Raw genomic sequence first — 21,959 nt, 5'->3', positions numbered from 1 at the left:
GGCGAACAGCGGGCGGAGCCGTGCCGACGCGCCTACATTGGAGCTGAAGCCCAGCCCACGCCTGGAGCCACAGATGCCGGTCACCGCTCCCCCCGATGAGGATCTCGACGTCCTGCGCCGGCAGGACCCGGAGATCGCCGACGTGCTGCTCGGGGAGGTGCGCCGGCAGTCCGACAGCCTGCAGCTGATCGCCGCCGAGAACTTCACCTCGCCCGCCGTCCTGGCCGCGCTCGGCTCCCCGCTCGCCAACAAGTACGCCGAGGGCTATCCCGGCGCCCGTCACCACGGCGGCTGCGAGTTCGCCGACGCCGCCGAGCGGATCGCCGTGGACCGTGCCACCGCCCTCTTCGGCGCCGAGCACGCCAACGTACAGGCCCACAGCGGCTCCTCCGCCGTCCTCGCCGCCTACGCGGCCCTCCTGCGGCCCGGGGACACCGTGCTGGCCATGGGCCTCGAACACGGGGGCCATCTCACCCACGGCTCGCCCGCCAACTTCTCCGGGCGCTGGTTCGACTTCGTGCCCTACGGCGTCGACGCCGAGACCGGGCTCATCGACTACGAGCAGGTCGCCGCGCTCGCCCGCCACCACCGCCCCAAGGCGATCGTCTGCGGCTCCATCTCGTACCCCCGCCACCCGGACTACGCGCTCTTCCGTGAGATCGCCGACGAGACGGGCGCCTTCCTCATCGCCGACGCCGCCCATCCCATGGGCCTCGTCGCCGGGGGAGCGGCCCCCAGCCCCGTCCCGTACGCCGATGTGGTGTGCGCCACCACGCACAAGGTGCTGCGCGGGCCGCGCGGCGGCCTGATCCTCTGCGGCGCCGAACTCGCCGGCCGGGTCGACCGGGCCGTCTTCCCGTTCACCCAGGGCGGGGCCCAGATGCACACCATCGCCGCCAAGGCCGTCGCCTTCGGCGAGGCGTCGACCCCGGCCTTCGCCCTGTACGCCCATCAGGTGGTCGCGCACGCCCGCGTCCTCGCCGAGGCCCTCGCCGCCGAGGGCTTCGCCGTCACCACCGGCGGCACCGACACCCACCTCATCACCGCCGACCCGGCCCCGCTCGGCGTCGACGGCCGGGCCGCCCGGACGCGGCTGGCCGCCGCCGGACTGGTCCTCGACACCTGCGCCCTCCCGCACGGGGACGGGCGCGGCATCCGGCTCGGCACGGCCGCCGTCACCACCCAGGGGATGGGTGCTCCGGAGATGGCCCGGATCGCCGCGTTGTTCACGATCGCGCTACGGGACGACCCCGAGGAGACGGCGCGGGTACGCGCCGAAGTACGGGAACTTGCCGGGCGATTTCCCCCGTATGGACGGTGATGGAAGGCGGAGTGCAACCATCCCGGCGGACCGTATGTCCTCAAGCACATGGACAGCACGGCTAGGGTGTGGGGCTGAGATGGCCAGCGATTCCTGTGGGGCAGCCCGTGCGTGATTACCTGCTGACGCTCTGTGTCACGGCCGCGGTGACCTATCTGCTCACCGGTCCGGTGCGGAAGTTCGCCATCGCGACCGGGGCGATGCCGGAGATCCGTGCCCGCGACGTACACCGAGAACCGACTCCGCGGCTCGGTGGCATCGCCATGTTCTTCGGCCTGTGCGCCGGTCTGCTGGTCGCCGACCACCTCCAGAACCTCAACAGCGTCTTCGAGCTCTCCAACGAGCCGCGCGCGCTGCTGTCCGGGGCCGCGCTGATCTGGCTGATCGGCGTCCTCGACGACAAGTTCGAGCTGGACGCCCTGATCAAGCTGGGCGCGCAGATGATCTCCGCCGGCGTGATGGTGATCCAGGGTCTGACGATCCTGTGGCTGCCCATCCCCGGCGTCGGCACCGTCGCCCTCACCCGGGGGCAGGGCACGCTCCTCACGGTCGCCCTGGTGGTCCTCACCATCAACGCGGTGAACTTCGTGGACGGCCTCGACGGACTGGCCGCAGGCATGGTCTGCATCGCCGCCGCGGCCTTCTTCCTGTACGCCTACCGCCTCTGGTACGGCTACACGATCGAGGCGGCCGCCCCCGCGACGCTCTTCGCCGCGATCCTGATGGGCATGTGCCTGGGATTCCTGCCGCACAACATGCATCCGGCCCGGATCTTCATGGGCGACTCCGGCTCGATGCTGATCGGCCTGATCCTGGCCGCCTCGGCGATCTCGATCACCGGACAGGTGGACCCGGACGTGCTGAGGCTCTTCGAGGGCTCGACGCGGGAGGCCACCCACGCCGCCCTGCCGGTCTTCATCCCGCTCGTCCTGCCGCTGACGATCATCGCGATCCCGATGGCGGACCTGATCCTGGCGATCGTGCGCCGTACCTGGAACGGCCAGTCGCCGTTCGCCGCCGACCGCGGCCATCTGCACCACCGGCTCCTGGAGATCGGGCACTCGCACAGCCGGGCCGTCCTGATCATGTACTTCTGGTCGGCGCTGTTCGCCTTCGGGACGCTCTCGTACTCGGTGCACTCGACGTCGATGTGGATCGTGCTCGGGGTGGTGTTCCTCAGCGCGATCGGTCTGGTGCTGCTCCTGCTGCCGCGCTTCTCGCCGCGGGCCCCGCGGTGGGCCGAGTCCTTCGTGCCGCCCCGCTACCGCCGCCGGAAGGCCGTCGTGGCCGTGGGGTCCATGGACTCCACCGCACCCGTGCCGGCGCTCTCCGGCGCCGAGGAGGAGCCGCCGGCGGAGCGCGTCCCGGTCCCGGCCGGGGTCAACGGGTCCACCGCCATCGGCCACCGTTCGCGCTTCACCGACCGGCGGAAGGCCGGAACGCCGAGTTGACGAAAGCCGTATCGGTGGCCAATACCAGACAAGTGCGCCGCCTGTCGCGCACACACGCGCGTAGTAACTCTCATGTGTGACAGTCGGCACACCCCATGGGTAAAGAACTACTCAAATAGTTTGTGATACCGTTCACGAGACCCGGCGACAGAGCCGAAAGACCGTAGTGCGACGGTCTGTTGGCCCCGAGACACACCTCGGACCGGGCTTACGCTCGTCCCTGACGACACCATCGCCCCCACCAGCAACAGCGGAGACACCGCCATGCCGTCCAACGACGCACGCATCCTTCTGTCAGCTGCCATTCCCGCTGCTGCCACCGGCGCCATCGCCGCGGTCATCAGCGGCGTGGTCGCCGGCGGCAAGGGCGCACTCGGCGCGGTCCTCGGCACCGTGGTGGTCATCGCCTTCATGGGGGTCGGGCTCGTGGTGCTGCAGCGGACCGCCAAGTCACTTCCGCACCTGTTCCAGGCCATGGGGCTGATGCTCTACACGGCCCAGATCCTGCTGCTCTTCATCGTGATGGCCCTGCTCAAGAACACCACGTGGTTCGACTTCAAGGCCTTCGCCTTCACCCTGCTCGCGGTGACCATCGTCTGGATCGCCGCGCAAGCGCGTGCCTACATGAAGGCCAAGATCATGTACATCGACGACCCGAAGAACACGGGGTCGTCGAAGTGAGGGGTAGGGCCGGGATAAAGGCGCTTTCGGCTTCCTGCTATCGTCCGGTGCCAACTGCGGCACTGCGGGCGCGGGCATCCGAGCTGACGCCTGTCCCAGCGCGAGGCACGATGCCGAACCGCCGCCCCCTTATCCGTAAGACCAGTCCAGTGCCGACCCGCGGCTGCGTGCCGCGCCGACACAACGAGGTTGCCGTACCTATGCGCCACGCTGAAGGAGCCCGCGGTGAGTGCTGACCAGACGCTTGCCTTCGACCCGGATTGCCACATCTTCAGTGGATGCGGCTTCCCGGCGCCGGGCCTGCACACGTTCATGTACGAGCCCATCGCGACGGTGGGAGGCATCGACATCACCAAGCCGATGCTGCTGGCGCTGATCAGCTCGCTCGTGGTCGTCGGGTTCTTCTGGGCGGCGTTCGCCAAGCCCAAGCTGATTCCGGGCAAGATGCAGATGGTCGGCGAGGCCGGTTACGACTTCGTGCGCCGCGGCATCGTCTACGAGATCATCGGCAAGAAGGACGGCGAGAAGTACGTCCCCTTCATGGTGTCGCTGTTCTTCTTCGTCTGGATCATGAACCTCTGGTCCATCATCCCGCTCGCCCAGTTCCCGGTCACCTCGCTCATCGCCTTCCCGGCGGCGCTCGCTCTGATCGTGTACGTGCTCTGGGTCAGCCTGACCTTCAAGAAGCACGGCTTCGTGGGCGGTTGGAAGAACATCACCGGCTACGACAAGTCGCTCGGCCCGATTCTGCCGCTGATCATGTTCCTCGAGTTCTTCTCGAACCTGATCATCCGGCCCTTCACCCACGCGGTCCGACTGTTCGCGAACATGTTCGCCGGTCACCTGCTGATCGTGATGTTCTCCCTCGCGAGCTGGTACCTGCTGAACGGCATCGGCGTCGTCTACGCCGCCACCTCGTTCGTCATGGTTCTTGTGATGACCGCCTTCGAGCTCTTCATCCAGGCTGTCCAGGCGTACGTCTTCGTCCTCCTGGCCTGCAGCTACGTCCAGGGCGCGCTCTCCGAGCACCACTGAGCCAGTCCGGCATCCAGCTCCACCCCCAATCCAACAATCGTCCGGTGGCCAACCCCCACCGGGTCCTTGAAAGAGAAGGAAGAACCGGCATGTCCGCTCTCCAGACCCTTGCCGCCGTCGAAGGTAACGTCGCCTCCATCGGTTACGGTCTCGCCGCGATCGGCCCCGGCGTCGGCGTCGGCATCATCTTCGGTAACGGCACCCAGGCCCTCGCTCGTCAGCCCGAGGCTGCCGGCCTGATCCGCACCAACCAGATCATGGGTTTCGCCTTCTGTGAGGCGCTCGCCCTCATCGGCATCGTCATGGGCTTCGTCTACTAAAGCCTGACCCGACGACAGCCCAATTTTCACGGAAGGCACTGATGTGAACGCTCTGCTTCTTGCGGCGGCGGAGGAGCCCCAGCCTCCTCTCCTCCCGCATCTCGACGAGCTCGTCATCGGCCTGATCGCCTTCGTCATCGTCTTCGGATTCCTCGCCAAGAAGCTCCTCCCGAACATCAACAAGGTTCTGGAGCAGCGCCGCGAGGCCATCGAGGGTGGCATCGAGAAGGCCGAGTCGGCCCAGATCGAGGCCCAGAGTGTGCTGGAGCAGTACAAGGCCCAGCTCGCCGAAGCCCGCCATGAGGCCGCGCGTCTTCGCCAGGAGGCGACGGAGCAGGGCACCGCGATCATCCAGGAGATGAAGGCGGAAGGCCAGCGCCAGCGCGAGGAGATCATCGCGGCCGGCCACGCGCAGATCGAGGCCGACCGCAAGGCCGCGGCGACCTCGCTGCGCCAGGACGTGGGCAAGCTCGCCACCGACCTGGCCGGCAAGCTGGTCGGCGAGTCCCTCGAGGACCACGCCCGCCAGAGCCGCACCATCGACCGCTTCCTCGACGAGCTCGAGGAGAAGGCCGAGGCCGTCCGATGAACGGAGCGAGCCGCGAGGCACTGGCCGCCGCACGTGAGTCCCTCGACGCGCTGACCGACAACACCTCGGTCGACGCCGCGAAGCTCGCCGGCGAGCTGGCCGCAGTCACCGCGCTGCTCGACCGCGAGGTGTCGCTGCGTCGGGTCCTGACCGACCCGGCGCAGGCGGGCGAGGCCAAGGCCGAGCTCGCCGGGCGACTGCTCGGCGGTCAGGTGGGCGGGGAGACCGTCGACCTGGTGTCCGGCATGGTGCGTTCCCGCTGGTCGCAGTCGCGTGACCTGGTCGACTCGGTCGAGGAGCTGGCGAACACCGCCGACCTCACCGCGGCGCAGCAGGCCGGCGCACTGGACGACGTCGAGGACGAGCTGTTCCGGTTCGGCCGGATCGTCTCCTCCAGCACCGAGCTGCGCTCGGCGCTGACGGACAAGGCCGCCACGGTCCCCGCCAAGAGCGAGCTGCTGCGCAGCCTGCTCGGCGGCAAGGCCAACGCGGTCACCGAGCGTCTGGTCGTCCGTCTCGTGACCCAGCCCCGGGGACGTAGCCTGGAAGCGGGACTCGAGTCCCTCTCCAAGCTCGCCGCGGCGCGCCGGGACCGGATGGTCGCCGTCGTGACCACGGCGGTGCCGCTGACCGATCAGCAGAAGCAGCGCCTCGGTGCCGTCCTGGCCAAGCTGTACGGCCGCCAGATGCACCTGAACCTGGACGTGGACCCGGCGGTCCTCGGCGGGATCTCGGTGCAGGTCGGCGACGAGGTCATCAACGGGACCATCGCCGAGCGCCTCGACGAGGCGTCCCGGCGCCTGGCCGGCTGACGGCTACGGCCACCAACTGAACAAGCATGACCAGCGGCCCGGTTGGGCCGTGCACATCGCAGAAGATTCCTGGGGGTCGGCCCCCAGACCCCCAAGAAAACTTCGGGCCCAACAAGGAGAGCAGGGAACCCAGATGGCGGAGCTCACGATCCGGCCGGAGGAGATCCGGGACGCGCTGGAGAACTTCGTCCAGTCGTACCAGCCGGACGCGGCCTCGCGCGAGGAGGTCGGAACGGTCAGCCTGGCCGGCGACGGCATCGCCAAGGTTGAGGGTCTTCCCTCGGCCATGGCGAACGAGCTGCTGAAGTTCGAGGACGGCACCCTCGGTCTCGCCCTCAACCTCGAGGAGCGCGAGATCGGTGCGATCGTCCTCGGCGAGTTCAGCGGCATCGAGGAGGGGCAGCCGGTGCAGCGCACCGGTGAGGTCCTCTCCGTCGGTGTCGGCGAGGGATACCTGGGTCGCGTCGTCGACCCGCTCGGCAACCCGATCGACGGCCTCGGCGAGATCGCGACCGAGGGCCGCCGCGCCCTCGAGCTGCAGGCCCCGGGCGTCATGGCCCGTAAGTCGGTCCACGAGCCGATGGAGACCGGCTACAAGGCCGTCGACGCCATGACGCCGGTCGGCCGTGGTCAGCGTCAGCTGATCATCGGTGACCGTCAGACCGGCAAGACCGCGCTGGCCGTCGACACGATCATCAACCAGCGCGACAACTGGCGCTCGGGCGACGTGAACAAGCAGGTCCGCTGCATCTACGTCGCCATCGGCCAGAAGGGCTCCACCATCGCGTCCGTGCGCGGCGCCCTGGAGGAGGCCGGCGCGCTCGAGTACACGACGATCGTCGCCGCCCCGGCGTCCGACCCGGCCGGCTTCAAGTACCTGGCGCCGTACACCGGCTCCGCCATCGGCCAGCACTGGATGTACCAGGGCAAGCACGTCCTGATCGTCTTCGACGACCTGTCGAAGCAGGCCGACGCCTACCGCGCCGTGTCGCTGCTGCTGCGCCGCCCGCCGGGCCGTGAGGCCTACCCGGGTGACGTCTTCTACCTGCACTCGCGTCTCCTCGAGCGCTGCGCGAAGCTCTCGGACGAGCTGGGTGCCGGCTCGATGACCGGTCTGCCGATCGTCGAGACCAAGGCGAACGACGTGTCGGCGTTCATCCCGACCAACGTCATCTCCATCACCGACGGCCAGTGCTTCCTGGAGTCCGACCTGTTCAACGCCGGCCAGCGCCCGGCCCTGAACGTCGGTATCTCGGTCTCCCGTGTCGGTGGCTCCGCCCAGCACAAGGCGATGAAGCAGATCTCCGGTCGCCTCCGCGTCGACCTCGCCCAGTTCCGTGAGCTGGAGGCGTTCGCCGCCTTCGGTTCCGACCTGGACGCGGCCTCGAAGGCGCAGCTGGAGCGCGGTCAGCGCATGGTCGAGCTGCTCAAGCAGGCTCAGTACCAGCCGATGCCCACCGAGAACCAGGTCGTCTCCATCTGGGCCGGTACCACCGGCAAGATGGACGACGTCCCGGTCGCCGACATCCGTCGCTTCGAGGCCGAGCTCCTCGCGTACCTGCGCCAGAACCACGCGGGTCTCATGAGCTCCATCCGTGAGGGCGGCAAGATGTCGGACGACACCCTGCAGTCCGTCGGTGACGCCATCGCGGAGTTCAAGAAGCAGTTCGAGACCTCTGACGGGAAGCTGCTGGGCGACGACGCTTCCGCTGCCGTCAACGTCTCGAAGTGACGACGGAAGGGACCTGACTCATGGGAGCGCAGCTCCGGGTCTACAAGCGTCGCATCAAATCCGTCACCGCGACGAAGAAGATCACCAAGGCGATGGAGATGATCGCCGCCTCGCGCGTCGTCAAGGCGCAGCGCAAGGTGCAGTCGTCCACGCCGTACGCGATCGAGCTGACCCGCGCGGTCACCGCGGTGGCCACGGGCGCGAACGACAAGCACCCGCTGACCACCGAGGCGGAGAACCCGACCCGTGCCGCGGTCCTGCTCCTCTCGAGCGACCGCGGTCTGGCCGGCGCCTTCAACTCCAACGCCATCAAGGCGGCGGAGCAGCTGACGAGGAAGCTGGAGAGCGAGGGACGCGAGGTCGACATCTACGTCGTCGGCCGTCGTGGCATCGCGCACTACAACTTCCGTGAGCGCAAGCTGGCCGACTCGTGGACCGGCTTCACGGATCAGCCGGAGTACGCGGACGCCAAGAGGATCGCGGCTCCGCTGATCGAGGCGATCGAGAAGGACACGGCCGAGGGCGGAGTGGACGAGCTCCACATCGTCTACACCGAGTTCGTCTCGATGATGACGCAGACGGCGGTCGAGGCCCGGCTGCTGCCCCTCAGCCTCGACGAGGTGGCGAAGGAGGCGGGCGAGCCGGACACGCTCCGTCCGCTGTACGACTTCGAGCCGTCGGCGGAGGACGTCCTCGACGCCCTGCTGCCGCGCTACGTCGAAAGCCGGATCTACAACGCGCTGCTCCAGTCGGCTGCCTCCAAGCACGCCGCCACGCGTCGTGCGATGAAGTCGGCTACCGACAACGCGGGAGACTTGATCAACAACCTCTCCCGACTTGCCAACGCGGCCCGCCAGGCCGAAATCACCCAGGAAATCAGCGAGATCGTCGGTGGCACCGCAGCCCTGGCCGACGCGACCGCGGGGAGTGACAAGTAATGACGACCACTGTTGAGACGGCCGCCGCCACGGGCCGCGTCGCCCGGGTCATCGGCCCGGTCGTCGACGTGGAGTTCCCCGTCGACGCGATGCCGGAGATCTACAACGCGCTGCACGTCGAGGTTCCGGACCCGGCCGAGGAGGGCGCGACCAAGACGCTGACCCTCGAGGTCGCCCAGCACCTCGGTGACGGCATCGTCCGCACCATCTCCATGCAGCCCACCGACGGCCTGGTCCGCCAGGCCCCGGTGACCGACACCGGCGCCGGCATCACGGTGCCCGTCGGTGACGTCACCAAGGGTCGTGTGTTCAACACGCTCGGTCAGGTGCTGAACGACGACGCCTCCACCGTCGCGGACGCCCCGCGCTGGACGATCCACCGCAAGGCCCCGGCCTTCGACCAGCTCGAGTCCAAGACCGAGATGTTCGAGACCGGCCTGAAGGTCGTCGACCTTCTCACCCCGTACGTCAAGGGTGGAAAGATCGGTCTGTTCGGTGGTGCCGGTGTCGGCAAGACCGTTCTGATCCAGGAAATGATCGTCCGTGTGGCCAAGCTGCACGACGGTGTGTCGGTCTTCGCGGGCGTCGGCGAGCGCACCCGTGAGGGCAACGACCTCATGGTGGAGATGGAGGAGGCCGGCGTTCTGGACAAGACCGCGCTGGTCTTCGGCCAGATGGACGAGCCCCCGGGCACCCGTCTGCGCGTGGCCCTGGCCGGTCTGACCATGGCGGAGTACTTCCGCGATGTGCAGAAGCAGGACGTGCTGTTCTTCATCGACAACATCTTCCGCTTCACGCAGGCCGGCTCCGAGGTCTCGACCCTGCTCGGCCGTATGCCCTCCGCGGTGGGTTACCAGCCGAACCTGGCCGACGAGATGGGTCTCCTCCAGGAGCGCATCACCTCGACCCGTGGTCACTCGATCACCTCGATGCAGGCGATCTACGTCCCCGCGGACGACCTGACCGACCCGGCCCCGGCCACCACCTTCGCCCACCTCGACGCGACGACGGTTCTCTCCCGTCCGATCTCCGAGAAGGGCATCTACCCGGCCGTGGACCCGCTGGACTCCACGTCCCGGATCCTGGACCCGCGCTACATCGCGCAGGACCACTACGACGCCGCCATGCGCGTCAAGGGAATCCTGCAGAAGTACAAGGACCTCCAGGACATCATCGCGATCCTCGGTATCGACGAGCTGAGCGAGGAGGACAAGCTCGTTGTCCACCGCGCCCGCCGTGTCGAGCGCTTCCTGTCCCAGAACACCCACGCGGCGAAGCAGTTCACCGGTGTGGACGGTTCGGACGTTCCGCTCGACGAGTCGATCGCCGCGTTCAACGCGATCTGCGACGGTGAGTACGACCACTTCCCCGAGCAGGCCTTCTTCATGTGCGGTGGCGTCGAGGACCTCAAGAAGAACGCCAAGGAGCTTGGCGTCTCCTGAGCCCCGTGCTCTCGTGAGGGGGGCGGGCCTGTCCCGCCCCCCTCGTCACGCCCATTAGAATTGACCCCAACACCCGGCACGACCGCCGGGTGGTGACCCGAGGAGCCACCCTTGGCTGCTGAGCTGCACGTCGAGCTGGTCGCCGCGGACCGGAGTGTCTGGTCCGGCGAGGCCACCCTGGTCATCGCACGTACCACCTCCGGCGACATCGGCGTCATGCCCGGCCACCAGCCGCTGCTCGGTGTGCTGGAGTCGGGCCCGGTGACCATCCGTACCAGCGAGGGCGAGACCGTCGTCGCCGCTGTGCACGGCGGTTTCATCTCGTTCGCCGACGACAAGCTGTCTCTGCTCGCGGAGATCGCCGAGCTGGCGGACGAGATCGACGCCCAGCGCGCGGAGCGCGCGCTGGAGCGCGCCAAGTCGGAGTCGGACGCCGCCGCCGAGCGTCGCGCCGATGTCCGGTTGCGTGCGGTAGCGGTCCGCTAGCGGACCGCGCCGAGAGTTGTGCCCTCAGCCGCGGCACGGCTGGATCTATCCAGACCGTGTCGCGGCTGAGGCGATGCAGATGCAGGTTGTATTCGGTTACGCCGGCGACGCCGGTCACGGGACGCAGCGAGGAGGTCGGTGAAGATGTTCCTCGCTCTGCTCCTGAGCGGCCTGGTCGTCGCACTGGTGGTGATCGGGCTCTTCGTCTTCGGGTTGCGCCGCAGGCTGATCCAGCGTGCCGGCGGCACCTTCGACTGCTCCCTGCGCTGGAACGTCCCCGAGGAGCCGGACCTCTCCGGCAAGGGCTGGGTGTACGGCGTCGCCCGCTACAGCGGTGACCAGGTCTCCTGGTTCCGCGTCTTCTCCTACGCGCCCCGCCCGCGCCGCGTGCTGGAGCGCTCGGCCATCGAGGTGCTGGAGCGCCGGATGCCCGAGGGCGAGGAGGAGCTGGCGCTGCTCTCCGACGCGGTGATCCAGGGCTGTATGCACCGGGGGACCCGTCTGGAGCTGGCGATGAGCGAGGACGCCCTCACCGGTTTCCTCGCCTGGCTGGAGGCGGCGCCCCCGGGCCAGAGGGTGAATGTGGCCTGATACGGAACGGACGACGGCGGGGACGGTGTGCTGCACCGTCCCCGCCGCGTTGTTCCGGGCTAGTTCAGCCCGTTGTTGATGGCGCCGACGAGCTCGCCGCCCGTGGTGTCACCACTGAACTCCCAGAAGAAGGCTCCGCCCAAGCCCTGGTTCTTGGCCCAGCTCATCTTGGACGTGACCGTGGCCGGGGTGTCGTAGCTCCACCAGTTGGTTCCGCAGTGCGCGTACGCCGTGCCGGCGACCGTGCCGGTGGCCGGGCAGGAGCTCTTGAGGACCTTGTAGTCCTCGATGCCCTGCTCGTACGTGCCGGCCGCCGGGCCGGTCGCGCTGCCACCCGGGGCGGACTGGGTGACGCCGGTCCAGCCGCGGCCGTAGAAGCCGATGCCCAGCAGCAGCTTGTTCGCCGGGACGCCCTTGGCCTTGAACTTGGCGATCGCCTCGGCCGAGTTGAAACCGGCCTGCGGGATGCCCGCGTACGAGGTCAGCGGGGAGTGCGGGGCCGTCGGGCCCTTCGCCGCCCAGGCGCCGAAGAAGTCGTACGTCATCACGTTGAACCAGTTCATGTACGGCGCGGCGCCCGCGTAGTCGGCGGCGTCGATCTTGCCGCCGGCGGAGGCGTCGGCCGTGACGGCAGCGGTGACCAGGTTGTTCGCGCCGAACTTGGCGCGCATGGCCTGCATCATGTTCTTGAAGGCCGCGGGCCCGCTGGTGTCGCAGCTGAGGCCGCAGGCGTTCGGGTACTCCCAGTCCAGGTCGATGCCGTCGAAGACGTCGGCCCAGCGCGGGTCCTCGACCAGGTCGTAGCAGGACTGGGCGAAGGCGGTCGGGTTCTGGACGGCCTGGCCGAAGCCGCCGGACCAGGTCCAGCCGCCGAAGGACCACAGCACCTTGATGTGCGGGTACGCCTTCTTCAGCTTGCGCAGCTGGTTGAAGTTGCCGCGCAGCGGCTGGTCCCAGGTGTCGGCGACGCCGTCGACGGACTGGTCGGCGGTGTACGCCTTGTCGTAGTCGGCGTAGGCGTCGCCGATCGTGCACTTGCCGCCGGTGACGTTGCCGAAGGCGTAGTTGATGTGCGTGATCTTGGAGGCGGAGCCCGACGTCACGATGTTCTTCACGTGGTAGTTGCGGCCGTAGACGCCCCAGTTGGTGAAGTAGCCCATCTTGACCGTGGAGCCGGGGTTGGGGTTGGTGCCCCCGCCGGTCGTACGGACGCTCGCGGCACCGCTCGCCGGACCGGTCTGGTCGATGGTGTCGCGGGCGACGACCGTGTAGGTGTAGTCGGTGCCGGCGGTCAGCCCGGTGTTGGTGTACGTGAGCCCGGTGACCGTGGCGATCGTGGTGCCGTCCCGCTTGACGTCGTAGTTCTTGACGCCCTTGTCGTCGGTGGCGGCGGTCCAGGTCAGCTTGACCGAGGTGTCGGTGATGGCGGAGGCGACGGGGGTGCCGGGGGCGGAGGGCGCGGCGTCGCCGGGCTGGGTGGAGCCGTCGCAGGAGCCGCCGTTGATCTTGCAGCCGCTCGGCGCGCCGGAACCGGTGCCGTTGAAGCCGAAGGAGACGGTGGCGCCGGGGGCGAGGGTGCCGTTCCAGCCGACGTTCTTGGCGGTCCAGTGGGTGCCGGAGCCGGTGACGGTCGCGTCCCAGGCGGAGGTGACGGCGGTGCCGGAGGGGAAGTCCCACTCGACGGTCCAGGAGGAGAGCGTGGTGGTGCCGGTGTTCTTCACCGTCCACTTGCCCTCGAAGCCGGACCCCCAGTCGGAGACCTTGGTGTACGTGGCGGTGGCCGCCGTGGCGGCTTCGGCGGGTGCTGCGAGGCCGACCATGGCGGCCAGGGGCAGGATCAGGGCGGTGAGACCGGCGGCGGCCCGGTGTCTGAACCCTGTTCTGCGCGTCGGTGCTGGAGAGCTCAACGGTGCTCCTCACATTGCGGACGGACAAAGGTGGGGGTGGTCCGTGAACATGCGCGCGCCCCGCGAGCGTAGGAAGGTCTGGACCAATCGTCAAGAGGTCCAGACCAACGTCGGCCGCCTCGTGTCACACACCCAACTCCTGCGCCAGCACGGCCGCTTGAACCCGACTGCGCAGCTTCAGCTTCCCCAGCACCTTGCTGACGTGGGTCTTCACCGTCGCCTCGGCCATGTCCAGACGTACCGCGATCTCGGCGTTCGACAGCCCCGCGCCCAGCGCGGAGAGCACCTCCCGTTCGCGCGGTGTCAGGGAGTCCAGCACGGAGGCGTCCTTGGGGGCGCTTCTCGACGCCCCGAACTCGGCGATCAGTCGCCGGGTCACCGCGGGGGCGATCAGACCCTCGCCGCGCGCCACGGTCCGTACCGCCTCGATCAGGTCCCTCGCGTCGGTGTTCTTCAGCAGGAAGCCCGCCGCCCCGGCCCGCAGCGCCCCGAAGACGTACTCGTCGAGATCGAAGGTCGTCAGGACGAGCACATCGGCCAGGCCCTCGGAGACCACCAGCCGGGTCGCCGTCACCCCGTCCATCCGCGGCATCTGCACATCCATCAGGACGAGGTCCGGGCGCAGTTCGCGGGCCAGCTCCACCGCCCGCTCGCCGTCGGCGGCCTCTGCGACCACCTCGATGTCGGGGGCGCTGCCCAGAATCAGGACCAGCCCCGCCCGTACCGCGCTCTGATCCTCGGCCACGATCACCCGAACCATGCCTGCGGCTCCTTGTCCTTCGTCCCGACGGGCAGGACCGCCCGTACCCGCCACACCTTGCCCCCGTCGTGAGCCGGCAGGGGACCGGCCTCGAACTCCCCGTCCAGGAGCGCCACCCGCTCGCGCATCCCGACGAGCCCCGCCCCCGAGCCGGGCGCGCGCGGTCCCGGCTGCCCTCCGAACGGACTCGTCACCCCGACCGTGAGGGCACCGTCCGGGCGGCGGCCGAGCTCCACCCGCACCTCGCCGGGGGCCGCGTGCTTGAGCGCGTTGGTCAGCGACTCCTGCACGATCCGGTACGCGGCGAGCTCGACCGGCGCCGGCAGGGGGCCGCCGCCGGGCCGGGTGTCGTCCAGCGCGAACGTCAGCGCGCTCGGCTCCCCGTTCGTCCGGGCCTGGGCGATCAGCGCCTCCAAGCCGTCGAGAGTGGGCGAGGCCGCCGGTTCGGTGTCACCGCTGCTGTCCCGCAGCAGCCCGATCAGCCGCCGCATCTCGGCCAGCCCCTCGACGCTGTTCTCCCGGATGACGGTGAGCGCCTGCCGGGTCGTCCCCGGATCGTCGATCGACAGTGCGGCGGTGGAGTGGATCGCGATCGCGGAGAGGTGGTTGGCGACCATGTCGTGCAGCTCGCGGGCCATCCGGGCGCGCTCGGCCACGACGGCCTGGGCCCGGTCCATCTCGGCGAGCAGCGCGGTCTGCTCCGCGCGCAGCCGCGCGGCGTCGGCCGCCTGGCGGTGGTTGCGCACGACCGCGCCGGTGACGGCCGGGAGGAAGGAGACCATGCCCGTGACCAGACCGACCAGCAGGGCGATCGCGTTCTGCCACCAGACGAGGAAGCCGATCGTCACGCCGATCGTGATCAGTCCGGTCGAGTACGGGATGCGTCGGGCGGAGGCGGGCGAACCGTAGACCACCGCCGCGTAGACCACGTCCGTGAACATCAGCGCGGTCACGAGGCTGCCGTGGGTGAACTGGTCGGCCACGAGCGCGAGCGTGCCGACGACCAGGGCGGTCTGCGGCAGGGAGCGGCGCAGGGCCTCCATCGCGGCCATCACCACGAGCGGGATCAGCGTCGCCCAGCGCGCCGTGATCAGCGCGTCGTTCTGCGTGTGCAGACCGAAGGACCACATCAGCAGACCGATGGCGAGGCCGCCGCAGGCGATCAGCAGGTCGTGGCGGTGCGGTCGGGGGAGTGTCACCTCCCCATCCAACACGCTGCCCCCGGCCGCGACCTCGCCGTCCGGGCCGATCCGTCCCTCCGTCGAAGGATGTAGACGTGGTTCGTCACTGGCGACGACGAGAAGACCCGGCCGGGGCGGGACGCTGAGAGGGAACCGAGAGGAGTACCGCCGTGATCGTCGCACTCATCGCGATCTGCGAGGTCGGCTTCTGGGTCCTGCTGGCCGCCGGACTCGCCACCCGCTACCTGCTGAAGATGCCCCGGGCGGGCCTGGCTCTGCTGCTGTGCGAGCCGCTCCTGGAGGTCGTGCTGCTCGTCGCCACCGCGATCGACCTCAGGAACGGGGCCGACCCGAGCTGGAAGCACGGCCTCGCGGCGGTCTACATCGGCTACACCGTCGGCCACGGCCACCGCACCGTGAAGTGGCTCGACGGCCACGCCGCCCACCGCTTCGGCGGCGCCCCGCCGCCCGTCGGGCCGCCGCGCTTCGGCATGGCGCGCGCCCGTCACGAGGGCAGGGTGTGGCTGGGCTCGGTGACGGCGGGGGTGGTCGCGACGGGGTTGCTGCTGCTCGCCGCCTGGTACGTCGGCCCCGATGGGAAAACCGAGTCGCTGAAGTCCTGGATCCTCGTCGCGTGGCGGGCGGTCGGCATCCACGGCCTGATCGCGCTGTCGTACGCGATCTGGCCGAAGAAGGGGCCGGGGGAGGCGCCGAAGGAAGCGCCCCGGGACGTTCCGAAGGAGACCGAGGGCGGGGAGCCGGAGGGGGAGCCGGAGACGGCGCGCCCCGCCCGGGACCGTGCCTAGCGGTCCCCGCCCGGGACCCAGAGCACGTCCCCGACCTCCTTGTTGGCGGCCCGCGCGAGGATGAAGAGCAGGTCCGACAGACGGTTGAGGTAGGTCGCGGTGAGAGGGTTCATCGTCTCGCCGTGGACCTCCAGCGCCGCCCAGGTGGAGCGCTCCGCGCGCCGGACCACCGTGCACGCCTGGTGCAGCAGGGCCGCACCGGGCGTGCCGCCCGGGAGGATGAAGGAGCGCAGCTTCTCCAGCTCCTCCAGGAAGCGGTCGCAGTCCGCCTCCAGCTTGTCGATGTAGTACTGCTCGACCCGCAGCGGCGGATACGCCGGGTTCTCGACCACGGGAGTGGAGAGGTCCGCGCCCACGTCGAACAGGTCGTTCTGCACGCGGACGAGGACCTTCACGACCTCCTCGTCGAGCTGCCCGAGGGCGATGGCCGTGCCGATGACGGCATTGGCCTCGTTGGCGTCGGCGTACGCCGAGATCCGCAGATCGGTCTTGGCGGTCCGGCTCATGTCGCCCAGCGCCGTGGTGCCCTGGTCGCCGGTACGGGTGTAGATACGCGTCAGATTGACCATGACCCCAGCGTAGTGAGGCTCCGGTCCTCCGGGCCGCCGGTGTGCCGACCGTCACGGGCCCGGGCGGGGTCGACGGTGTACGGCCCGGGGGTATGACCGAGGGGAGGAATGGGACGGGGGAGGTGTCGTGAGTGTGACGTCCGTCAAACGGGGCGTGACGCGCATTACTTAGCGGTCACATGCGGGCTCACGCCCGCTAATCTCCGCCGGAGAGCCAGAAGTGAACAGGCGTTAAGGGGTGGAAGACCGTGGCCAGGAAGCTCGCCGTCATCGGAGCCGGACTCATGGGGTCCGGAATCGCGCAGGTCTCGGCCCAGGCGGGGTGGGACGTCGTCCTGCGTGACGTCACCGATGCCGCGCTGACCCGTGGCACCGACGGCATCAAGGCGTCGTACGACCGCTTCGTGGCCAAGGGCAGGCTCGACGCGGCCGACGCCGAGGCCGCCCTCGGCCGGATCACCGCCACCACCGAACTCGAGGCGGTCGCCGACGCCGACATCGTCGTCGAGGCCGTCTTCGAGAAGCTGGAGGTGAAGCACGAGATCTTCCGCGCCCTCGACAAGACGGTGAAGGACGGCGCCGTCCTCGCCTCCAACACCTCCGCCATCCCGATCACCAAGATCGCCGCGGTGACGGAGCGCCCGGAGGCCGTCGTCGGCACCCACTTCTTCTCGCCGGTCCCGATGATGCAGCTCTGCGAGCTCGTCCGGGGCTACAAGACCAGCGACGCCACCCTCGCCACCGCGCGGGAGTTCGCCGAGTCCGTCGGCAAGACCTGCATCGTCGTGAACCGCGACGTCGCCGGCTTCGTCACCACCCGTCTCATCTCGGCGCTGGTCGTCGAGGCCGCCAAGCTGTACGAGTCGGGCGTCGCCACCGCCGAGGACATCGACATCGCCTGCAAGCTGGGCTTCGGCCACGCCATGGGTCCGCTCGCCACCGCCGATCTGACCGGCATCGACATCCTGGTGAACGCCACGAGCAACATCTACACCGAGACCCAGGACGAGAAGTTCGCGCCGCCGGAGCTGATGCGCCGGATGGTGGACGCCGGTGACATCGGTCGCAAGAGCGGGCAGGGCTTCTACGAGCACTGAGTCCCGAAGGCCGTTTGGGCGATCACCCCAGAGGGTGAATTCGGTATCAGTTCGCTTACAAGGCGCAACGCTTCTGCGCCCACGACAGTCAGTTGATGCAAAGACGGAGCACTCCCAGGGAGCGCATATGCACATCAGGGGCGACCACGTCGAGCTGGTCGTCGGGGGCCGCCTCGACGTGCGCAGCGCGGCGGACGCCCGTACGGTCCTGCACTCGGCCGTCGACGACGGAGTCGGCGACCTCGTGCTGGACCTGACCGGTCTCGATTCCTGGGACGCCACCGGGCTCGGGGTCATCATGGGCGCACACCGCCGGGCGGGCCGCTGCGGCCGCCGGCTCGTGCTGCGCGGCGTTCCACCGCAGATGCAGCGCCTGCTCGTGGCGACGCGGCTGCACCGCATCCTCGCCATCGAGGGCGGTCTCGCCGCGGAGTCGCTGCCCCGCGTCTGACCCCCGTGTCCGGCGGCGGGTCCCCGCGGCTGACCCTTCTGTCCGGCGGCGGGTCCCCGCGTCCGGTGCCCGTGAACGGCGGCGGGCCAGGGCCGGCCGTGGCGTGAATCGCCGCCGTACCGCCTGTGAAGCCGCTGTGCGAAACCGGCGTCCCGGCCAATCCTTAGCGGACCGTGACGTCTTGGGCGGGCCGGCACCCCGCCTGTTCCGCGATACTGGAACACGGTCTAGGGTTCGGTCGCCCGCTCATTGACGGACCCACCCGGCGGGCACCGGACCAGAAGCGACAGGCAGCGTGCAGATCGGCCGGAGGGGCTTCCGCACGCACCGCTTTTGGGGGGCTTTGACCATGGACCCGATGAACCGGGAGCCGGAAGAGTTCGGCTTCGACCGCGAGGGCGACGACGCCCGCGACGGACGCGGCGGCCCCGTGCCCGAGCGCGGACCGTCCACGCCCACCCGGGCCCGCACCGCCCGGGTCGTCTCGGGCGATCTGCTGCTCACCGTGAACCCCGTCGACGGCAGCGAGATCGAGGCGTGCCCGCCCGGGGAGCAGCCCGCGCCGCCCCGCCGCCGCACCGCCCAGGAGCGGGCCGAGGCCGCCCGCGCGGCCGCCCCGCCCGTACCGCCGGGCCCCGCCGCCCCCCGCCCGCCGCTCCTCGAACGGCAGGAGGAGCACGAGCGCCTCGTGCAACTCCTCGGCCGCGGCCGCTCCGTACGCGTCACCGGCCCCACCGGCTCCGGCCGCACCGCCCTCCTCGACGTCGTCGCCGCCGACTGCGCCGACCTCGCGCCGGACGGAGTCGTGCGCCTCTCCGGCTGCCACCGGACCCCCACCGAGCTGCTGTACGAACTCTTCGCCACGGTCCTGCACGCTCCGGACCACCGGCCCGACCGCCCCGCCCTGCTCGAACTGGTCCGTGACATCGGCGCGATCGTGGTCGTCGACGACCTGGAGTTCGGCGGCGCCACCCTCGACGAGCTGCTCACCGCCGCCCCCGAGTGCGCCTTCCTCCTCGCGGCCACCCCCGACGTCCCGGCCCCCTCGCCCGACGCCCACCTCGAAGAGGTCACCCTCGCCGGCCTCGGCCGCGCCACCGCCCTGGAGCTCCTGGCGAGCATCGTCGACCGGCCGCTCACCGAGGACGAGGCCAACTGGGCGGGCGACCTCTGGTTCGAGTCCGAGGGCCTGCCGCTCCGCTTCGTCCAGGCCGGCGCCCTGCTCCGCCAGCGCGACCGTCTCCGGGTCACCCCCGCCGAGTTCGACGCCTTCGGCGCGCAGGACGACGCCCCCAAGGAGTACACGGAGTTCGACGCCTTCGGTGCCCTCGACGACGCCTTCGGACCCGCCGCCGGAGCGCCCGAGGCCCCCGCGGACGCCGACGTCGAACTGCGCGAGATACCGCTGCCGAGCCTCGGCGAAGGCGCGGCCCCCGCCGCCCTGCTCGCCTCCCGGCTCAGCCGCTCCGCCCAGGAGACCCTGCGGTTCGCCGTCGCCCTCGGCGGCGAGGTCCCGCACCAGGCGCACCTCCCCGCCCTCGTCGGGGACACGCACGCGGACGCCGCCCTCGGCGAACTCATGACGTGCGGCCTGCTCACCCCCGTCGGCCCCCGCTACCGGCTCGCCGGCGGTGTCCTCACCCAGCTCCTCGCCCACGGGTACGGCGGGTCCGCCGAGGAGACCACCGGGCGCGCGCACACGGCCGCCCAGCACTACGCCTGGTGGGCCGGACACCCCTCCGTCACCCCCGCCCGCGCGGCCGCCGAGTCCGACGCCGTGCTCGCCGCCCTGACCGCACTGCTGCCCGGCACGGCCCCCGAGCACCCCACGGCCGCCGCCCAGCTCGCCCGCAGCGCCGCGCCGGCCTTCGCGGCCGGGCTCCACTGGGGCGCCTGGGAGCGCGCCCTGCGCAGCGGCCAGGAGGCCGCCAGGCTCGCCGGTGAGGTAGCGGAAGAGGCGTACTTCCACCACGAGTTGGGCGTTCTCGCGCTCTGCGCCGGCAACCTGGAGCGGGCCCGCGCCGAGCTGGAGGCGTCGATCGGGATGCGCGGCGTCCTCGCCGACAAGCGCGGCACCGTCGCCGGCCGCCGGGCGCTCGCCCTGGTCGCCGACCGCGGCGACCGTGCCCCGGCGGGCGAAGAAGCGGCCGCCGGCCGCTCCGAGGGGCCTGTCTCCCCGCCCCGCGGCATCCCGAAGACCGTCGTTCCGCGGGCCGTCGTTCCGCGGGCCGTCGCACCCACGACCGCGCCGACCCCCGCGGTCTCCGCGATCCCCGCGTTCCCGGACTTCCCCGACGAGGGTCCGACCCTCATCAGCCGCTCCGAGGCAGCGCAGAGCGCCGGCGCCCCGTCCGGCGGCGCCTCGAAGGGCGGCGGGCGCTTCGGCATCATCGCCGGGGCCCGCCGCAATCTGGTCGCGGTCGGCACGGGCGCCCTTCTGGCCGCCGTGCTGGGCACCGTCGTGACCATCGGTGCCACCTCCGGCAACGCCGAGGACCCGGGATCCAACCGCGTCACCTCCGACCGCACGGCCGGCGAGGACGCCGGCGACGACGGCTTCGACGCGGAGGAGCCGGCCGAGGACGAGACCGGCGGCCCCTCGGACTCCCCGAGCTCCCCGGGCCCCTCGACCTCCACGACAACCCCGGGCGCCCCCGGTGCGTCGTACGGACCGTCCACTCCTGGCGACTCTCCGAGCGCGACGGCCCCGACGACCGGCGCCCCGACCACGACGACGAGCCCGCGCCCGACGGCGAGCCCGACAACCAAGCCGACACCGACGAAGTCGTCCACGCCCTCGCAGAGCCCGTCGCCCACCGACACCGGGACGCCGTCGCAGACGCCGTCCCCCAGCGACTCGGCGACGGACAACCCGAGCAACTCCGCCTCGGCAACGCTCAGCGGCGGTGCCGCCACCACGGGAAGTCCCGCCTGACGGCGTCCGGCCGAGGGATCCCCGCGCATCTCGGCGGCGTCATCGGGCGGAGCGCGGGATGGAGGTGCGGGGCTCTGCCCCACGCCCCTGCCGGAGCGGCAGCTTCGCGCCGCGACAGACCACGGCCCCGGGTGCGTTCACCGCACCCGGGGCCGTGGTCGTTCGTCCGTACCCGTCCTAGAAGAGCCGCAGCTTGTCGTCCTCGATGCCCCGCAGCGCGTCGTAGTCGAGCACCACGCAGTCGATGCCGCGGTCCGTCGCCAGCACCCGCGCCTGGGGCTTGATCTCCTGCGCCGCGAAGACGCCCTTCACCGGGGCGAGGTGCGGGTCGCGGTTCAGCAGCTCCAGGTAGCGGGTGAGCTGCTCCACACCGTCGATCTCGCCCCGCCGCTTGATCTCCACCGCGATCGTCGCCCCGTCGGCGTCCCGGCACAGGATGTCCACCGGCCCGATCGCCGTCGGGTACTCGCGGCGGATCAGCGTGTGGCCCTCGCCGAGCGTCTCGATGCGGTCGGCGAGCAGCTCCTGGAGGTGCGCTTCCACGCCGTCCTTGATGAGGCCAGGGTCCACCCCGAGCTCGTGCGAGGAATCGTGGAGGATCTCCTCCATCGTGATGATCAGTTTCTCGCCCGCTTTGTTGATCACGGTCCAGATGCCCGCCTCGCCGTCGACGCCCTCCTTCAGGGTGCACGGCGGCGACATCCAGTTGAGGGGTTTGTACGCGCGGTCGTCCGCGTGGATGGAGACGCTGCCGTCTGCCTTGACCAGGATCAGACGGGGGGCGGAGGGCAGGTGGGCGGTGAGCCGGCCCGCGTAGTCCACGGAACAACGGGCGATGACGAGACGCATGGTCGG

At 70.2% G+C, this 21,959-nt stretch carries 21 protein-coding genes; 16 read left to right on the top strand and 5 right to left on the bottom strand.

The annotated features are described in order from the left end of the window. The first annotated feature begins 73 nt into the window (after nucleotides 1-73). From ACZ4VW_RS00745 to ACZ4VW_RS00690, 12 genes are all read left to right on the top strand, one after another. Entirely contained in the window at nucleotides 74-1,321 is a 1,248-nt protein-coding gene (locus tag ACZ4VW_RS00745; protein ID WP_467956952.1) for a serine hydroxymethyltransferase, read from the top strand. Between the two features lie 95 nt (nucleotides 1,322-1,416). Further along, on the top strand, nucleotides 1,417-2,772 hold the full coding sequence (locus ACZ4VW_RS00740) for an MraY family glycosyltransferase (RefSeq protein ID WP_467956950.1): 1,356 nt from the start codon (nucleotides 1,417-1,419) through the stop codon (nucleotides 2,770-2,772). A 264-nt stretch (nucleotides 2,773-3,036) separates the two neighbouring features. Then, nucleotides 3,037-3,453, top strand: a complete 417-nt coding sequence (locus ACZ4VW_RS00735; RefSeq protein WP_467956948.1) for a hypothetical protein — start codon at nucleotides 3,037-3,039, stop codon at nucleotides 3,451-3,453. A 225-nt stretch (nucleotides 3,454-3,678) separates the two neighbouring features. Beyond that, nucleotides 3,679-4,488 carry a F0F1 ATP synthase subunit A gene (gene atpB, locus ACZ4VW_RS00730; protein WP_467956946.1) on the top strand — a complete coding sequence of 270 codons (810 nt, stop codon included), beginning with the start codon at nucleotides 3,679-3,681 and terminating at the stop codon, nucleotides 4,486-4,488. A gap of 89 nt (nucleotides 4,489-4,577) precedes the next feature. After that, the gene (atpE, locus tag ACZ4VW_RS00725) at nucleotides 4,578-4,808 is read left to right on the top strand and encodes an ATP synthase F0 subunit C (RefSeq protein WP_137993321.1); all 231 of its coding nucleotides are present in this window, start codon (nucleotides 4,578-4,580) and stop codon (nucleotides 4,806-4,808) included. A 43-nt stretch (nucleotides 4,809-4,851) separates the two neighbouring features. Beyond that, nucleotides 4,852-5,397, top strand: coding sequence for a F0F1 ATP synthase subunit B (locus ACZ4VW_RS00720; RefSeq protein WP_467956944.1), 546 nt, complete (start codon nucleotides 4,852-4,854; stop codon nucleotides 5,395-5,397). Continuing rightward, nucleotides 5,394-6,209 carry a F0F1 ATP synthase subunit delta gene (locus tag ACZ4VW_RS00715; RefSeq protein WP_467956942.1) on the top strand — a complete coding sequence of 272 codons (816 nt, stop codon included), beginning with the start codon at nucleotides 5,394-5,396 and terminating at the stop codon, nucleotides 6,207-6,209. Before ACZ4VW_RS00720 ends, ACZ4VW_RS00715 begins: the two co-directional genes overlap by 4 nt. 133 nt (nucleotides 6,210-6,342) lie before the next feature. Further along, nucleotides 6,343-7,941, top strand: coding sequence for a F0F1 ATP synthase subunit alpha (gene atpA, locus ACZ4VW_RS00710; protein WP_467956940.1), 1,599 nt, complete (start codon nucleotides 6,343-6,345; stop codon nucleotides 7,939-7,941). Nucleotides 7,942-7,961: 20 nt separating this feature from the next. Next, nucleotides 7,962-8,879: a F0F1 ATP synthase subunit gamma gene (locus tag ACZ4VW_RS00705; protein WP_467956938.1), complete on the top strand. Its 918-nt coding sequence runs from the start codon at nucleotides 7,962-7,964 to the stop codon at nucleotides 8,877-8,879. Further along, nucleotides 8,879-10,321, top strand: a complete 1,443-nt coding sequence (gene atpD, locus ACZ4VW_RS00700; RefSeq protein ID WP_467956936.1) for a F0F1 ATP synthase subunit beta — start codon at nucleotides 8,879-8,881, stop codon at nucleotides 10,319-10,321. Before ACZ4VW_RS00705 ends, atpD begins: the two co-directional genes overlap by 1 nt. A 111-nt stretch (nucleotides 10,322-10,432) precedes the next feature. Next, nucleotides 10,433-10,807: a F0F1 ATP synthase subunit epsilon gene (locus ACZ4VW_RS00695; RefSeq protein WP_355107918.1), complete on the top strand. Its 375-nt coding sequence runs from the start codon at nucleotides 10,433-10,435 to the stop codon at nucleotides 10,805-10,807. Nucleotides 10,808-10,951: 144 nt separating this feature from the next. After that, the gene (locus ACZ4VW_RS00690; RefSeq protein ID WP_362358380.1) at nucleotides 10,952-11,398 is read left to right on the top strand and encodes a DUF2550 domain-containing protein; all 447 of its coding nucleotides are present in this window, start codon (nucleotides 10,952-10,954) and stop codon (nucleotides 11,396-11,398) included. A 59-nt stretch (nucleotides 11,399-11,457) separates the two neighbouring features. Here ACZ4VW_RS00690 and ACZ4VW_RS00685 read toward each other — a convergent pair whose 3' ends face one another. The 3 genes from ACZ4VW_RS00685 to ACZ4VW_RS00675 all read right to left on the bottom strand — a co-directional run bounded on the left by ACZ4VW_RS00685 (nucleotide 11,458) and on the right by ACZ4VW_RS00675 (nucleotide 15,264). Continuing rightward, nucleotides 11,458-13,218 carry a glycosyl hydrolase family 18 protein gene (locus tag ACZ4VW_RS00685; protein ID WP_467958115.1) on the bottom strand — a complete coding sequence of 587 codons (1,761 nt, stop codon included), beginning with the start codon at nucleotides 13,216-13,218 and terminating at the stop codon, nucleotides 11,458-11,460. A 211-nt stretch (nucleotides 13,219-13,429) separates the two neighbouring features. Continuing rightward, entirely contained in the window at nucleotides 13,430-14,065 is a 636-nt protein-coding gene (locus tag ACZ4VW_RS00680; protein WP_467956934.1) for a response regulator, read from the bottom strand. Then, the gene (locus ACZ4VW_RS00675; protein WP_467956932.1) at nucleotides 14,053-15,264 is read right to left on the bottom strand and encodes a sensor histidine kinase; all 1,212 of its coding nucleotides are present in this window, start codon (nucleotides 15,262-15,264) and stop codon (nucleotides 14,053-14,055) included. The genes ACZ4VW_RS00680 and ACZ4VW_RS00675 overlap by 13 nt, the downstream gene beginning before the upstream one ends. Before the next feature lie 152 nt (nucleotides 15,265-15,416). Here ACZ4VW_RS00675 and ACZ4VW_RS00670 point away from each other — a divergent pair, with 152 nt between their 5' ends. After that, nucleotides 15,417-16,052, top strand: coding sequence for a hypothetical protein (locus ACZ4VW_RS00670; RefSeq protein WP_467956930.1), 636 nt, complete (start codon nucleotides 15,417-15,419; stop codon nucleotides 16,050-16,052). Here the strand turns inward: ACZ4VW_RS00670 and ACZ4VW_RS00665 are convergent. Further along, nucleotides 16,049-16,621, bottom strand: a complete 573-nt coding sequence (locus ACZ4VW_RS00665; protein ID WP_467956928.1) for a cob(I)yrinic acid a,c-diamide adenosyltransferase — start codon at nucleotides 16,619-16,621, stop codon at nucleotides 16,049-16,051. The two genes, ACZ4VW_RS00670 and ACZ4VW_RS00665, sit on opposite strands and share 4 nt — an antisense overlap. Nucleotides 16,622-16,869: 248 nt before the next feature. On the opposite strand from ACZ4VW_RS00665, the gene ACZ4VW_RS00660 reads away from it, so the two are divergent. The 3 genes from ACZ4VW_RS00660 (at nucleotide 16,870) to ACZ4VW_RS00650 (ending at nucleotide 21,104) form a co-directional block, all read left to right on the top strand. Next, nucleotides 16,870-17,718 carry a 3-hydroxyacyl-CoA dehydrogenase family protein gene (locus tag ACZ4VW_RS00660; RefSeq protein ID WP_467956926.1) on the top strand — a complete coding sequence of 283 codons (849 nt, stop codon included), beginning with the start codon at nucleotides 16,870-16,872 and terminating at the stop codon, nucleotides 17,716-17,718. A gap of 127 nt (nucleotides 17,719-17,845) precedes the next feature. Further along, entirely contained in the window at nucleotides 17,846-18,169 is a 324-nt protein-coding gene (locus tag ACZ4VW_RS00655; RefSeq protein WP_024761898.1) for an STAS domain-containing protein, read from the top strand. Nucleotides 18,170-18,518: 349 nt separating this feature from the next. Then, nucleotides 18,519-21,104, top strand: a complete 2,586-nt coding sequence (locus ACZ4VW_RS00650; protein WP_467956924.1) for an ATP-binding protein — start codon at nucleotides 18,519-18,521, stop codon at nucleotides 21,102-21,104. A 177-nt stretch (nucleotides 21,105-21,281) separates the two neighbouring features. Here ACZ4VW_RS00650 and nucS read toward each other — a convergent pair whose 3' ends face one another. After that, complete coding sequence (gene nucS, locus ACZ4VW_RS00645) at nucleotides 21,282-21,953, bottom strand: endonuclease NucS (RefSeq protein ID WP_467956922.1); 672 nt, start codon at nucleotides 21,951-21,953, stop codon at nucleotides 21,282-21,284. Nucleotides 21,954-21,959 lie beyond the last annotated feature (6 nt).

The sequence above is a fragment of the Streptomyces sp. NPDC029139 genome (assembly GCF_055564335.1).
The sequence above is the reverse complement of the archived record's forward strand: the minus strand, read 5'-3'. Positions and strand labels throughout refer to the sequence as shown.

Bases quoted from the DNA above. Each gene is read 5' to 3' on its own strand.
- ACZ4VW_RS00745 (WP_467956952.1), top strand. From the start codon at position 74: ATGCCGGTCACCGCTCCCCCCGATGAGGATCTCGACGTCCTGCGCCGG.
- ACZ4VW_RS00685 (WP_467958115.1), bottom strand. From the start codon at position 13,218: ATGGTCGGCCTCGCAGCACCCGCCGAAGCCGCCACGGCGGCCACCGCC.
- ACZ4VW_RS00715 (WP_467956942.1), top strand. From the start codon at position 5,394: ATGAACGGAGCGAGCCGCGAGGCACTGGCCGCCGCACGTGAGTCCCTC.
- ACZ4VW_RS00680 (WP_467956934.1), bottom strand. From the start codon at position 14,065: ATGGTTCGGGTGATCGTGGCCGAGGATCAGAGCGCGGTACGGGCGGGG.
- ACZ4VW_RS00690 (WP_362358380.1), top strand. From the start codon at position 10,952: ATGTTCCTCGCTCTGCTCCTGAGCGGCCTGGTCGTCGCACTGGTGGTG.
- ACZ4VW_RS00655 (WP_024761898.1), top strand. From the start codon at position 17,846: ATGCACATCAGGGGCGACCACGTCGAGCTGGTCGTCGGGGGCCGCCTC.
- ACZ4VW_RS00650 (WP_467956924.1), top strand. From the start codon at position 18,519: ATGGACCCGATGAACCGGGAGCCGGAAGAGTTCGGCTTCGACCGCGAG.
- atpE (WP_137993321.1), top strand. From the start codon at position 4,578: ATGTCCGCTCTCCAGACCCTTGCCGCCGTCGAAGGTAACGTCGCCTCC.
- ACZ4VW_RS00705 (WP_467956938.1), top strand. From the start codon at position 7,962: ATGGGAGCGCAGCTCCGGGTCTACAAGCGTCGCATCAAATCCGTCACC.
- nucS (WP_467956922.1), bottom strand. From the start codon at position 21,953: ATGCGTCTCGTCATCGCCCGTTGTTCCGTGGACTACGCGGGCCGGCTC.
- atpA (WP_467956940.1), top strand. From the start codon at position 6,343: ATGGCGGAGCTCACGATCCGGCCGGAGGAGATCCGGGACGCGCTGGAG.
- atpD (WP_467956936.1), top strand. From the start codon at position 8,879: ATGACGACCACTGTTGAGACGGCCGCCGCCACGGGCCGCGTCGCCCGG.
- ACZ4VW_RS00665 (WP_467956928.1), bottom strand. From the start codon at position 16,621: ATGGTCAATCTGACGCGTATCTACACCCGTACCGGCGACCAGGGCACC.
- ACZ4VW_RS00735 (WP_467956948.1), top strand. From the start codon at position 3,037: ATGCCGTCCAACGACGCACGCATCCTTCTGTCAGCTGCCATTCCCGCT.